This window comes from Kribbella deserti (assembly GCF_042434725.1).
GTDB lineage: Bacteria > Actinomycetota > Actinomycetes > Propionibacteriales > Kribbellaceae > Kribbella > Kribbella deserti.
Window position 1 is genome coordinate 204,294 of sequence record NZ_JBHLTC010000035.1, and the last position, 13,568, is coordinate 217,861.

The 13,568-nt window shown below is 67.1% G+C and carries 11 protein-coding genes; 5 read left to right on the forward strand and 6 right to left on the reverse strand.

Annotated elements, in window-relative coordinates; all coding sequences use genetic code 11:
* Positions 1 to 75 precede the first annotated feature (75 nt).
* Both ACFFGN_RS26480 and ACFFGN_RS26485 read left to right on the forward strand, forming a co-directional pair.
* Positions 76 to 1,143 carry an ArsR/SmtB family transcription factor gene (locus ACFFGN_RS26480; RefSeq protein WP_380052646.1) on the forward strand — a complete coding sequence of 356 codons (1,068 nt, stop codon included), beginning with the start codon at positions 76 to 78 and terminating at the stop codon, positions 1,141 to 1,143.
* A 111-nt stretch (positions 1,144 to 1,254) separates the two neighbouring features.
* Positions 1,255 to 1,569 carry a YciI family protein gene (locus tag ACFFGN_RS26485; protein WP_380052648.1) on the forward strand — a complete coding sequence of 105 codons (315 nt, stop codon included), beginning with the start codon at positions 1,255 to 1,257 and terminating at the stop codon, positions 1,567 to 1,569.
* Between the two features lie 85 nt (positions 1,570 to 1,654).
* Here ACFFGN_RS26485 and ACFFGN_RS26490 read toward each other — a convergent pair whose 3' ends face one another.
* From ACFFGN_RS26490 to ssd, 4 genes are all read right to left on the reverse strand, one after another.
* The gene (locus ACFFGN_RS26490; protein ID WP_380052650.1) at positions 1,655 to 2,419 is read right to left on the reverse strand and encodes a type II secretion system F family protein; all 765 of its coding nucleotides are present in this window, start codon (positions 2,417 to 2,419) and stop codon (positions 1,655 to 1,657) included.
* Between the two features lie 176 nt (positions 2,420 to 2,595).
* On the reverse strand, positions 2,596 to 3,411 hold the full coding sequence (locus tag ACFFGN_RS26495) for a type II secretion system F family protein (protein WP_380052652.1): 816 nt from the start codon (positions 3,409 to 3,411) through the stop codon (positions 2,596 to 2,598).
* Positions 3,412 to 3,418: 7 nt separating this feature from the next.
* Complete coding sequence (locus tag ACFFGN_RS26500; protein ID WP_380052654.1) at positions 3,419 to 4,576, reverse strand: TadA family conjugal transfer-associated ATPase; 1,158 nt, start codon at positions 4,574 to 4,576, stop codon at positions 3,419 to 3,421.
* A complete protein-coding gene (gene ssd / locus ACFFGN_RS26505; protein ID WP_380052656.1) occupies positions 4,573 to 5,661 on the reverse strand; it encodes a septum site-determining protein Ssd in 1,089 nt (362 codons plus the stop codon). Before ssd ends, ACFFGN_RS26500 begins: the two co-directional genes overlap by 4 nt.
* 293 nt (positions 5,662 to 5,954) lie before the next feature.
* Here ssd and ACFFGN_RS26510 point away from each other — a divergent pair, with 293 nt between their 5' ends.
* Positions 5,955 to 7,700 carry a glycosyl hydrolase family 18 protein gene (locus ACFFGN_RS26510; protein WP_380052658.1) on the forward strand — a complete coding sequence of 582 codons (1,746 nt, stop codon included), beginning with the start codon at positions 5,955 to 5,957 and terminating at the stop codon, positions 7,698 to 7,700.
* A gap of 34 nt (positions 7,701 to 7,734) precedes the next feature.
* Positions 7,735 to 9,282 carry a glycoside hydrolase family 18 protein gene (locus ACFFGN_RS26515; RefSeq protein ID WP_380052660.1) on the forward strand — a complete coding sequence of 516 codons (1,548 nt, stop codon included), beginning with the start codon at positions 7,735 to 7,737 and terminating at the stop codon, positions 9,280 to 9,282.
* Positions 9,283 to 9,347: 65 nt separating this feature from the next.
* On the opposite strand, the gene ACFFGN_RS26520 is transcribed toward ACFFGN_RS26515, so the two are convergent.
* Together ACFFGN_RS26520 and ACFFGN_RS26525 are read right to left on the reverse strand one after the other, a co-directional pair.
* Entirely contained in the window at positions 9,348 to 10,307 is a 960-nt protein-coding gene (locus tag ACFFGN_RS26520) for a helix-turn-helix domain-containing protein (RefSeq protein WP_380052662.1), read from the reverse strand.
* Between the two features lie 3 nt (positions 10,308 to 10,310).
* Complete coding sequence (locus tag ACFFGN_RS26525; RefSeq protein WP_380052664.1) at positions 10,311 to 12,023, reverse strand: chitinase; 1,713 nt, start codon at positions 12,021 to 12,023, stop codon at positions 10,311 to 10,313.
* A gap of 522 nt (positions 12,024 to 12,545) precedes the next feature.
* On the opposite strand from ACFFGN_RS26525, the gene ACFFGN_RS26530 reads away from it, so the two are divergent.
* Entirely contained in the window at positions 12,546 to 13,361 is an 816-nt protein-coding gene (locus tag ACFFGN_RS26530) for an HAD family hydrolase (RefSeq protein WP_380052666.1), read from the forward strand.
* Positions 13,362 to 13,568 lie beyond the last annotated feature (207 nt).

Sequence of the window (13,568 nt, forward strand, 5' to 3'; positions counted from 1 at the left end):
CCGTCATGGTCCGCGCCGAATCGCCGCCGCGAAATGGATTTAGACTGGACTGAATCCACGACGAAGGAGGCCCGCATGCTCGAACTGGCCTTCACCGTGGAGGACCTGGCTCGAACCAGGTTCGCCATCTCGCCACTGTGGGAGATCGTCGCGAGTGTGCGACTGCTGAAGTCGCCCCGTGCCAGAGCGTTTCACCAGGGTTGGGCCGTCGAGACTGAGCAACGCCTCCACCGGTCCGGCAACGATCTGGGGCTGTTGTTCGGCTTGGTCGATCCTGCGGTCTGGTATCTCCCGGATCTGCTGAGCCCTTCGCCGCGTAGCCCGGTTCCGGATCTCACGTCGGAACTGGCCGCGTTGCGCCGGTTGCCGGCCGACCAGGTTCGGGCGGATCTCGGTGTGCTTGCTTATGCGCGCACGAACCAGATCGGCTCGCTGGCCGAGGCGAAGGTGCCGCGCGGTCCTGATCGGCGTACGCCGGAGCGGCTACCGGCGGGCCCGATCCGGGACCTGTACGACGATCCAGAGACGGGCCTCGACCGGCTGGCGAACGAACTCGCGGCCTACTGGGACCTGGCCATCGGTCCACATTGGGGGCGGATCCGGGCGCTGCTCGAAGGCGATGTGCTGTACCGCGCGAGGCAGCTCGCGGACGAGGGGCACGCGCGGTTGTTCAGCGACCTCGCGGATACCGTGCGGTGGCGGAACGGCTCGCTGTTCATCCGGCATCGCCGGTTCGGCGGCGTGCGGGAGCTGTCAGGCGAGGGCCTACTGCTGGTTCCGTCGGCGTTCGTCTGGCCGGCGGTCTTCTCGAGTGCTATTCCGCCTTGGCAGCCCACGCTGACTTATCCGGCGCGAGGTATCGCCACCATCTGGGAGGCCTCCGGCGGCGCCGTACCGGAAGGACTGGCGAAGGCGCTCGGGCGATCCCGCGCCGATCTACTCGGGCAGCTTGACTTGCCACGGTCGACCACAGAACTAGCGAGCCGAACCGGACTAACTCCGGGTGGAGCCTCACAGCACCTGAGCGCACTTCGCGCCGCTGGACTTGTCACGCCGCACCGCGTGGGACGCATCGTGCTGTACGCCCGAACCGCGGCCGCCGAGGCCTTACTGGTAGCGGCCGGTCAACGGTCCGACACGTGAGCGTGGCGCCACGGATCAGCGCGAGGCCGTCTCCCGGCGATACCGGGTCACGGCAACTAGTACGCCGGAGGGTACTGACCTTTGGCCGGTAATCCGGTTAACCTGGCGGGCATGTTCGTTCTGGAGCTGACCTATCCCGCCACGCGTGACGAGGGATTCATCGAACGCCGCGACGCCATGATCGGCGAACACATCGCCTGGCTGAAGACCCATTTCGAGGCCGGCACCTTCATCGCGTCCGGGCGCAAGGAACCGCGCGACGGCGGCATCATCCTTGCTGTCGGCAATGACCGGGTCGCGATGAACGAACTGGCCGGAACCGATCCGTTCGCCATCGCCGGGATCTGCACGTACCGCGTCACCCAGTTCTATCCGAACACCGTCGCGCCCGCCCTCAACCAGTACCGCCAAGACCCACCCGCCTAACGAGCCGCCCCGCCCATCCCGAGGACAGCGTCGGCCGCCTCGTGGCGAGGTGGCGTGGCTCGGGCCGGGATGGTGACGGCTTGGGTTAAGGGGTGGTGAGGGCAAGGAGGCCGGTTAGGGAGCCGGCGATGGTGGGGATTACGCCTAGCAGGATGAAGGACGGTAGGAAGCAGAGGCCGAGGGGCACCACCGAGCGGGTTTCGACTGCTCTGGCGCGTTCTTCGGCTGTCCAGCGGCGTTCTTGGCGGATGTCGTCCGCGAGGTATTCGAGGGTGGCCGCCAATGGCGCGCCCGAGCGTAGTGCCCGGGTGACGGCGCGGGTGAGACTGACGCAGGCTGGTTCGGCCTGGAGGGTTTCCCAGGCCTGGGCCGGATCGGCACCGAGGCGCAAGTGACGCTCCACCTCGCTGAGCAGTTCGGACAACGGGCCATCGTGGGCGTGGACCACCGTGGCCACTGCCTCGTCGGGTGGTCGGCCGGCTCGTAGGCATGCCGCGAGCAGGTCGATGGTCAGGGGTAGGTCGGCGCGAATTCGCTCGGCTCGTTGCCGCACGGAGGCTGGCTGCAATCGCGCGAGCATCAGCGGTACCGCGACCATCGAGGCGGCTGCTGGCAAGACACCCCAGGGCATGCCCAGCAGGAACAGCATGGCCGCCGCAAGCGACCAGCTCGCGGCTCGATGGAGGCGGCGCTCTCGTGGTGAGATCTCCCGGCCGGCTGTTGGCAGCCACCGGTTCCATGGCGGCGGTGGCGGAGCGACGAGGCGGCGCGGTCCTGGGCGGCCCGGCGCCAGAAGTGCGACCGCCACGGCGAAGGTCACGCATGCCGGCAGAACCTGAGCCCTGCTCATGCGCCCGCCTCCCAAGGAACCTGACGGTCAATCACACGCCACCTCACGAAGCAGCACACCGTGCGCCAGAGGCCCACGTCCGCCGAAGGACTCGGCCTCGGTTGGAGGCGTTCGGATGCCAGCGAGAGGCGATACGGCCGCACGTCCGCGCTCGTTGGCCGGGTGCGGTGGGGAGGCTATTGGGTGGATTCGCATTTGGTGGCCATTCGTTCGACCCAAAACAGGCCGAGTACGCCGAGGGCTAGGCCTAGGGTCAGGCAGGCCCAGCCGATGGGGGTGTTCGTGAGGAAGGTCAGCGGGGCAGCGCCTACCGCGTAGCCGAGGAAGGTCGCCAGGACCGGTAGGGCCGCTAACAGCCGTGCGGTTGCCCTAGTCCCGCCTAGGCCGGCTGTTACCTGTTTTCGCACGGCTTCGTCGGTTCGGAGAGAGAGCGCGAGGCGTTCGGCGATTCCGGCCAACGCGGCACCCGAGCGATCGGAGACGCGCCAAGCGGCGGCCAGGGCGCGGAGGCCGCCGCATCCTGGTGAGCGCGCGGCAAACTCAAGGACCTCGCTCACGTCACCGCCCAGGCGTGCGGCAGCCGCTGCGGGTCTCAGCTCGGGGCAGACCGTCGCCGCGCCTTCCATGGCGTCGCGGGGCGTACGACCGGCGCGAAGGTCCGCCGCCAGAATCGTGCAGGCCTCGATCACCTGGCCGCGACGGCCATCCGCGGCTGCACGGGCGCGGCCCTTCGCCCTCAGCAGCAGCGCGGTACCGACGAGCACGGAGACCGTCATCAGCGAAACCAAGACCTGGGCACCGAGCAGACTCCCGACCACCAGCACCAACATGACGGCCGCAACCACCGTCCGCCGGGAGCGCAAGGTGAACCGCAGGGTGGGAACCTGCCGAGGGCGCAGCCGCCGGATGCCGCGAGCGGAAGCCGGCAAGGCCAACGCGACCGCGACGCCAACCAGAACCGCCGCCGCAAAACCACCGAACTGGATCGTCATCGCGGCCTCACCCGATGAGAAGGCGGTTGAAGATGTGCGAGCCGTCGGACAATTCGAGGCGCCCATCGGTCGCGAAACGGATCGCCGGAACCATGCTGGTGAAACCATCCGGCCGCCGGTCAACGACCTGCAACTCGGCAACGCGGCGACGCCCGTCGGCCTCCCGCACAAGGTGGACGACGACGCGCAGCGCGGACGCCACCTGACTGTGCAGGGCATCCCGACCCAGGCCCGCGATCGCACCTAACGCCTCCAGACGAGCAGGCACGTCGTAGGCGGAGTTGGCGTGCACCGTGCCGCAGCCGCCTTCATGGCCGGTATTCAAAGCGCCGAGCAGATCAGCCACCTCGGCGCCTCGGACCTCCCCAACCACCAGGCGATCCGGCCGCATCCGCAGGGCCTGGCGAACCAGCTCGCGCAAAGTGATCTCCCCCGCGCCCTCCACGTTCGGCGGGCGGGCCTCGAGCCGAACGACGTGTGGGTGCTCGGGTCTCAGCTCGCTCGCGTCTTCCACCAGCAACAACCGTTCCGCGGGTGGCACGAGCGTCAACAGGGAACTCAGCAGCGTGGTCTTCCCGGTGCCCGTGCCACCGCTGATCAGGAAGGCCAACCGAGCGTCAACCAGGTCGCGCAGCACCACAGCGCCCGCGGGCGGAAGCGATCCGGCCGCGACAAGGTCTTCCAAGGTGAACACCTTGCGCGACGGCACTCGCAGGGACAGGCACGTTCCAGGCGCGGCGACCGGAGCCAGTACGGCGTGGAACCTGCTGCCGTCGGGAAGGCGGACATCAACATACGGCGTGGCGTCGTCGAGGCGACGGCCTGCCGCTGCCGCGAGGCGGGTCGCCAGGCGTCGTACGGCGGACTCGTCGCCGGTGCGGACCGGCACCTTCTCCAAACCGCGCCCGCGGTCGACGTACACCTCGTTGGGGCCGTTGACGAGGATGTCGGTGATGCGGGGATCGGCGAGCAGTATGTCGAGCGGTCCGGCTCCCATCGCCTCGCGGCGTAAGGTGGCCACGACTTCGAGGACTGTCGCGTCGCCGACCACGTTTCCGTTGGCGCGCAGCGCGGCGGCCACCCGGTCCGGCGTTGGGTCGGCGCCGTCGGACGCGAGCATGCCGCGGACGCGCTCGACGAGTTCGGCGGGCACTCTCACTCTCATCCCGCCCTCCGGCTGGAAGGCTCAGCCCGGCCGAACTGATCGAGGAGCTCCGACGCCGCACGCCCAAGTGGAGTTCGCGGCTCCACTGGGAATCGGCCTCGGTCGATCTGCACCGCCAGGCTTTTGTCGAAACGCAGCTGCGCCGCCAACCGGACCGACAGGTGTTTCGCCAGGTCCAAGGCGGAAAGCCCACTCAGACAGGGCTCGCGGGCGACAAGCCGCAGATCGCTCGCGAAGGAACGCAGCCTCCCCGCCACCCGGGCCGCCGCCGCGCAGGCACGGACATCGCGCGGCACGACCAGCAAGGTAGAGGTGGCTCGCACCAACGCTTCCTCGCTCGCCTCATCGCAACGTCTGGGTAGATCGACCACAACCAGGTCGCTACTTCGCTGAGCCGCGCTCAGCACCGAACGCATCGCCTCGGGTGGCATCGCGACCACGTCTGCTCGGTCCCACGAGAGCACGGCCAGATTGCCGACCACTGGCAGGGCCGCTCGCAAGGCCTCGGCGCTCACCCGGCCGGCGGTTCCGACCAGCTCGGGCCAGCGCAACCCCGCGCCTTGCTCCTGACCAAGCACAAGGTCGATACCGCCGCCGAGTGGATCGCCGTCGATCAGCATCGTGCGCAGGCCTCGACGCGCACCGGTCACGGCGAGCGCGGCAGCAAGCACGGTGGCCCCCGCGCCACCGCACCCGCCGACGCACGCCAAAGTGAGCGCGGACCGGCTGCCACCTTCAACGGAGTCGGCCAGCTTGTCGCCGAGCATGGCCTCGTCGGCGGGCAGGAAGTACACCTGCTCGGCGCCGACTCCAACCGCGAGGCGAAAGGCGTCCTGGTCGGAAGGATCGGCGCCGACCAGCACCACGCCAGGGCGGCGAAGCGGTTGGACCCGCGCCAGGTCGTCAGCCAGATCTTGGCCGACGATGACCAGCGCAGCGGTCGGCCAGCGGCGCCGGACGGCAGTCAGGTCGGGCTCGACCTGGGGAGTGACACCGGCCGCGGCGGCGAGGCGCAGCAGGTCGTCGAGCAGCAGTTCATCGGCGGTGGCGAGGAGTACGCAGGGCCCGGAATTGGAGTTCACCATGCCGAGAAGATGCACCGAACTTGCGCGGTTTTCCGCCCGATGTTCCTGGGCTGTGGACGGTAAGCGCGTTCCTGTGTCGGCTTTCCGCCAGCAGCGGTGATCCGCCAGTTCCGCGCGGCAACCATCGGGGCTACATTCGCCCCAAGGCACCTTTCGAAAACTCTTTATCTAATCTTTCCACCCACGTCACTTGCCCTACATCCACGAGGCATCGCCAGTAGTCCGGGGTTTTCGACAGCTCGTGCCAGGGACCGTCCACCAGTCCTGTACCGCCCCCAGCCGGAGGACCACCCATGAACAGATTGCGCACGCTGGCCGCGTCCGTCGCCACCGCCGTCATCGTGACGGCCGGCGTCTCGGTCGCCACCGCCGGACCACCCCAATCCGCCGCGGTCCCCACTACCGCCGCTGCCACCAGCGGCGGTGTGAAGTTCGCGTACTTCACCCAGTGGGGTATCTACGGAAACGCCTTCTATCCCAAGAATCTGGACACCTCGGGAGCCGCGGCGAAGCTCGACTTCATCAACTACGCCTTCGCCAACATCCACCCGACCGAGCACACCTGCTTCATGGCGAACAAAGCCGCCTCGCAGGACGAGAACAACCCCAACGCGGGTGACGGCGCCGGTGACGCGTTTGCCGACTACGGCAAGTCCTACGGCGCGGACATCAGCGTGGACGGCGTCGGCGACACCTGGAACCAGCCGATCACCGGCAACTTCAACCAGATGCGCAAGCTCAAGGCCAAGCACCCACATCTGAAGGTGCTGATCTCCATCGGCGGCTGGACGTACTCCAAGTACTTCTCCGACGCGGCCTCCACCGACGCCAAGCGCAAGAAGTTCGTCAGCTCCTGCGTCGACATGTTCCTCAAGGGCAACCTGCCGATGGTCGACGGCTTCGGTGGCGCCGGTAGCGCCGCGGGCGTCTTCGACGGTATCGACCTCGACTGGGAGTACCCGGGCTCGCCGAACGGCCATGTGGGCAACCACTACAGCGAGGCCGACAAGCAGAACTTCACCCTGTTGCTGGCCGAGTTCCGCGCCCAGATCGACGCCTACGGCAGCAGCATCGGCAAGCGCCTCTGGCTGACCGCCGCCACCCCGGCCGGCCAGGACAAGATCGCGAAGATCGAGACGAACAAGATCGGCCAGTACCTCGACTACAACAACGTGATGACGTACGACATGCACGGCGGTTGGGACGCCACTGGGCCGACCAACTTCCAGGACCCGTTGTACGCGTCGCCGGACGACCCAAGCACACCCATTCCCCCGGGCAACGCGAAGTACAGCATCGACGGCGCGGTGAAGGCCTGGATCAACGGAGACCCCGCATACGGCATCGCGGGTGGTTTTCCGGCGAACAAGCTCACGGTCGGATACCCCTTCTACTACAGGGGCTGGAAGGGCGTACCCGCCACGGCCAACGGGAAGTACCAGACCGCCACAGGACCGGCTGACGGCCATGCGATGAGCGGCAACGTGCCCGGTGTCTCCTTCTACAAGGAGCTGGTCGGCTTCGTGGACAGTCCTTCCGCCACGTTCTTCGACAACACCACCAAGGCGTCCTGGTTCTATCGCAACGGCACGTTCTGGACCGGCGACAACCTGCAGTCCATCAAGGCGAAGGCCGATTACCAGCACTGCAACGGACTGGCCGGCGCGATGATGTATTCGATGGAGGCGCTCGACCCGGCCATGACGTTGTTCAACCACGTCGTGAACTCGGTCAACGCGAGCACACCCGGCTGCGACGGCCCGACCCCCACACCGACGCCGACGCCGACGCCGACCCCGACTCCCACCCCGACGCCGACCCCGACGCCCACGCCGACCCCGACTCCTACGCCCACGCCGACGCCGACTCCCACCCCAACGCCGACGCCCCCGACGGCGACTCCGTGGGCGGCCTGGACGACGTACGCCACCGGCGCGCTCGTGTCCTACAACGGCAAGACCTACCGCTGCATCCAGGGACACACGTCGCAGCCGGGCTGGGAGCCGTCGAACGTTCCCGCCCTCTGGGGAGCGCAGTGATCTTCCGTTCTGACCGCCCACTGATCGGAGCACCATGAAACGCAGGCACGTCTCGGTGATCGTCGCGGCGATCACAGCACTCTTCTTCTCCGTACTGGTCGCGCCAACCGCGCAAGCGGCCCCTGTCACTGCATCCTTCGTGAAGGTGTCCGACTGGGGCAGCGGCTTCGAAGGCAAGGTCACCGTCACCAACGGCACTACCAGCGCGATCAGTACGTGGCAGGTCGCACTAGACTTCCCAGCGGGCTACAGCATCAGCAGCTCCTGGGACGCCACCCGAAGCAGCAGCGGCCAGACCCACACCTTCACCCCGCCCGGCTGGGCCGGATCGCTTGCGCCGGGCGCGAGTGTCACCTTCGGCTTCAACGGTTCCCCGGGCAACTTCCCCGGTGTCACCGCCTGCCGCCTCAACGGTGGCTCCTGCAGCGGCGGCGGTAGCGGAACGCTCCCGGGCGTTCCGGGCGGCCTAACCGGTACGTCGACCGCGTCGTCGGTCAGCCTGAGCTGGTCGGCCGCGACGGGTGCCACCGGCTACCGGATCTACCGCAACGGCTCGGCCGTCGGAACCAGCTCCGGTACGTCGTACACGGACTCGGGTCTTTCGGCCTCGACGACGTACAACTACCAGGTGGCGGCTACCAACAGTGCGGGTGAAGGCGCGAAGTCCAGCACCTTCTCCATCGCGACCAAGCCGGGCGGTGGCGACACGGGCACCCGCCGGGCGGCGCCGTACCTCTACATGGGCTGGGGCGATCCGCCCAACCCGACCACGGTGATGAACGCGACCGGTATCAAGTGGTTCACGATGGCGTTCATTCTGTCGTCCGGCGGCTGCAACCCGGCCTGGGACGGCGCACGGCCGTTGCAGGGCAGTGCGGACGCCAACGCGATCGCGGCGATCCGTGCAGCCGGTGGCGACATCGTGCCGTCGATCGGCGGCTGGAGCGGTAACAAGCTTGGGCCCAACTGCAGTACGCCGGAAGCACTCGCAGGCGCCTACCAGAAGGTAATCGACGCCTACGGTCTGAAGGCGATCGACGTCGACATCGAGAACTCCGACGAGTTCGAGAACGAGGTCGTGCAGGACCGCATCCTGACGGCACTGCGCATCGTCAAGCAGAACAACCCCGGTATCCAGACGATCCTCACCTTCGGCACCACAACCAGCGGCCCGAACTTCTGGGGCAACCGGCTGATCGAGCGCTCGAAGGCCCTCAACGCGAACATCGACGTGTTCACGCTGATGCCGTTCGACTTCGGCAGCAGCAACATCTACAACGACACGATCGGCGCCAGCGAAGGCCTGAAGAACAAGCTGATGGCAACGTTCGGCTGGACCGAGGCGCAGGCCTACGCGCACCAGGGCATCTCCGGTATGAACGGTCTGTCCGACCAGCAGGAGATGACCACCACCGCCACCTGGCAGAACATCACCAACTGGGCCAAGGGCAAGGGCCTGGCCCGGCTGGCCTTCTGGTCGGTGAACCGTGACCGCGGTTGCGCGGGCGGCGGCGTGGTCTCGAACTGCAGCGGTATCGCTCAGCCGGACTGGGAGTTCACCCGGATCACCGCCGGCTTCTAACCAAGTGCGCCAGGCCCAGCAGAGGCAGTCGCCCCACTGGCTTCTGCTGGGCCTGGTCCTCCAAGCTAGGTTTTGAGCAGCCCTTGATGTCCCGCGCGCAGGCCAGCCTGGAAACGCGTGGTGGCATCAAGGGCTTTCATGATGCGTTGCATGCGTCGTTCCACTGTGCGCTGGGCCACGCCAAGACGACGCGCGATGGCTTGATCGGTCAGGCCTGCCGCCGCGAGAGCCAGCAACCGCTCGTCCTCGGCGCTAAGCACACCAACCGCTTCACGCGACACAACCAGCGGTGTCGCCTTCTGCCACAGCAGCTCGAACAACGTCAAAAGCCCATCCAGCAAGGCAGAACGGCCTATCTCGACTACGTCCTCCCCGGTCTGCAGTAGGCCCGTACGGCGATCCGTGACGACCAACCTCAGTGGTACGTCGCGGAGCATTCGCGCGTCCCCTAGTTCGGCAGCCGCTTGGAGGTCGCTCGGATTCGTAAGGCCTTCCATGTCGTAGATGGTTCGATACGACACGCCTTTCTGTACCGGCTCACGTTCCACGACGTACGGCGCCTTGTGCAGGAGCAGTACCTCCTGGACGGCCGTCTGCTGCGCCTGGAAGAACCGTTGTGCGACGGCCTCCCGCCCGCGCACTACGGTGAACGGCCCGGCTCCATCACCCGCACGGAACTCCTGCGCCAGCACGGCCGCGTTGATCCTCGCCTGGACGATCGCCGCCTGCTGCCGCAACGCGAGCACCTCGACAGCGGCCTCCGGTACAGCCGGGGTGAACCGCGCCGGACGGCCCGACGTACGCGAGGCAAGGCCCAGCGTTTCCAACGAGCGAAGGTGTTTCGTCACCCGCGAGGTCGGCCATTCGATGTCCTGGACCAGTTCGGCGATAGTGGCGTCGGGACGCGCCAGCAGGGCCCGGTAGATGTGTTCGTCCTCGCGACAGACCCCGAGCCCTTGGAGTACGTGGGCCCGGCCCGGGGCCGGCGCGAACGCCGGCCCCGGGGCTAGTCGTCGTACCAGCACTGGTCAGGGAAGGTTGTGCACGTGGGTACCAACCTGGTTGGCGAACTCGTTGCCGTTAAGGGCGTCCCAGTTCGTCGACCAGGTCATCGCGCCACGCAGCGTCGGCCAGGTTGTCGTGGGCTTGAAGCTGCCGCAGTTCGTCCCCCTGGTCAGGCAGTCCAGGGCGTTCTTGACGATCGTGGGCGACACGTAGCCGCTACCCGCACCACGAGAAGAGGCAGGCAGGCCTAGGCCGACCTGATCCGCCCGTAGACCGTTCTGCAGCATGATGCAGGCCTGCGCGGTGATGAAGTCCACCGTGCCCTGCGAGTACACCTGGCCGTTGCAGCCGTTCATCGAACCCGAGTTGTAGTACTGGGTGTTGACGACGGTCAGGATGTCCTTGATGTTCAGGGCCAGCTTGAAGTACTCCTGCGAGGTGCTCTGCATGTCGATCGTCTGCGGAGCCATCGCGATGATCATGCCCGCGCCGAACCGGCTCTGCAGGCTGCGCAGCGCCTGGCTCATGTACGTCGCGTTCACGCCGTTCTCGAGGTCGATGTCGATCCCGTCGAAGCCGTACTCGCGCAACACCGCCAGAGCGCTGTCCGCGAAGGCGGTCGCGGCCGCGGCGTTGTTGACCGTGATCGTGCCCTTCTCGCCACCGACCGACAGGATCACCTTTTTGCCGGCGTTCTGCTTGGCGGCGATATCCGCCTTGAACTGGGCCGCGGTGTAGCCACCGAGGCGGCTGGCCAGGGTCGGGTCCAGCGTGAAGGTGATAGCGCCCTGCCGGGTCGGATCGGCGTCCGCGAAGGCCACGGCGATGAGGTCGTACTGGCTCTGCACGTCGCTGATCCGCTGCACGGTCGCGCCGTTGTCGAAGTTCTGCCAGTACCCGGTCAGGATGTGCTTCGGCAGCGTTCCGGGCGGCGGCGTAGTACCCGGCGTGGTGGTTCCACTCGCCGCAGCGCCGTACGCCGAGCAGTTGCCGCTCGGGTCACACGCACGGACCTTGAAGCTGTACGTCGTACTGGCGGCCAGTCCGGTCGCGGTCCAGGTGGTGACGTTGCCGACGTTCTGCGCGGAGTCCGAACCACGCTGCACCTCGTAGTGGTGAATGCCGTTCGCGTCCGTCGAAGCGGACCAGGTGAGGCGCAACGAGTTTGAGGTCGCACTACCCACCGAAAGGCCTCCCGGCACGGTCGGCGGGGTGGTGTCCGGCGGCGGGCCACTACCGCCCTCGCCATCAAGAACCACCTCATCGGCCTGGTACGGCGCCTGGCCGTACCAACCGTGCAGGTAGACCGTCACGGTGCTGGCACTTGCGCTGGTCGTGAAGGTGGTTGTGAGCCTGTTCCAGGCGTTATTGGTGCTCCAGGTGCTGGTGCCACCGACGGCCCCCAGATACACGTTGGAGCCCTTCACCCAGGCGCTCAGGGTGTACGTCGAACTCGGGCGGACGGAGACGGTCTGCTGGCAGCGGGCGTGGTCCCCCGGCGTGGGCGATCCCTGCAAGGCGTACGACCCGGCATAGGCCGAGCCGCTGACGACCGAGCCGGTCCCGGCCGAGCAGGACCAGCCGGCCAGCGAGCCGGTTTCGAAGCTGCCGTTGGTGATCAGGTTGGTCGCTGCCGAGCTGCTGAGGGGCGACAGCAGCACGGTGGCGAGGGCGAGCAGGACGGATAGAAGGGCGGCGATGATCGCGGATCGAGGGCGGTTCGTTCGCGGAGTCATGTCCACAAAATGTGACCAGGCAACTACATTGTCAAGTCTCTACATAAAGTGGGAGCGCTCTCATTACAATTTCAACAAAGTTGCCTCGCTCAGCGCGACCAGACAGCAAAAACGGCGCTCACCGATCGGTCAAACCGCACCGTGGAACGCCGAACGCACTAAAGGAGGAAAGGCGACGGCCCCCGGCGGGGGGGTGACCGGGGGCCGTCTTCGGCCACGGGCTCGGGGGGAGGAGCCGGGGGCCGATCAGGAGGCGACAGTCTGCCACTGTCAGGAGGTTATGTACCCCCCAACGCTGGACCCCACACATCTGATCGCGTAATCCAGGAGTGGGTTCCGTGCGCCCGAGCGGCTGAAACCGTTCGGACCAGTGCCACTGTCACACTACTCGTCAGTCTAACCGCCTTGAGGTCAAGACAAAAGCCCGGGCCCCTCGCGTTTCGCCCGCCTTCGCCCCTTGCCAGGGCCTCAGCGGCCCCTCTGCGGCCCGGGCCCGACTCCGTGTCGCCCTATGCTCGGGCCATGGAGCACCCCCGGCCGGGCAGAGCGGCCGCCTTCTTCGACCTCGACAAGACGATCATCGCCCGGTCCAGCACGCTGGCCTTCTCCCGGCCCTTCTACGCGGGTGGACTGATCAACCGCCGGACCGTACTGCGCAGCGCCTACGCCCAGTTCGTCTACCTGCTCGGTGGCGCCGACCACGACCAGATGGAGCGGATGCGCGAGTACCTGTCCGCGATGTGCACCGGCTGGGACGTGCAGGTCGTGCGCGACATCGTGGCCGAGACCCTGCACACGATCGTCGACCCGATCGTGTACGACGAGGCCGTCACGCTGATCGAGAACCACCACCAGCTCGGGCACGACGTGGTGATCGTGTCGTCGTCGGGTTACGAGGTGGTCGAGCCGATCGGCCGGATGCTCGGCGCCGACCGGGTGATCGCGACCCAGATGATCGTGCGCGACGGCAAGTACACCGGCGAGATCGACCACTACGTCTACGGCCCGCACAAGGCGACGGCGATCGTCGAGCTGGCCGCCTCCGAGGGCTACGACCTCACCGAGTGTTACGCGTATTCCGACTCGGTCACCGACGAGCCGATGCTCGCAGTGACGGGTCATCCGGCCGCGGTGAACCCGGACAAGGGCCTGCGCCGGATCGCCGTTTCCCGGAACTGGCCGGTGCTCGATTTCTCCGCGCCGGTGAAGCTTCGCGAGCGCACGCGATCAAGGCAGCGACAGCTCTCGGTCAGCGCAGCACTGGCCTTCGGCGCCGGCCTGATCACGGCCGGCCTGGTCCTTTATCTGAACCGCCGGCGATCTTCTCAATCTCGTTAAGCCCTTCCCCTGAAGGGGTTCTGAGAGTACAAAGGACTACAGGAAGTTCGCAGGGCATTCAGGCACCCACGCCGCGACCAGCCCATCCGAATTGGGCAGTCGACCACAGGCTTGTCCTGAGGCGACAGACTAGGTGCACGCTTGGTAACCAGGATGACCTGCCAGCAGCGGCGCTCTCCCCGGAGAGCGCCGCTCGCATTTTCCCCA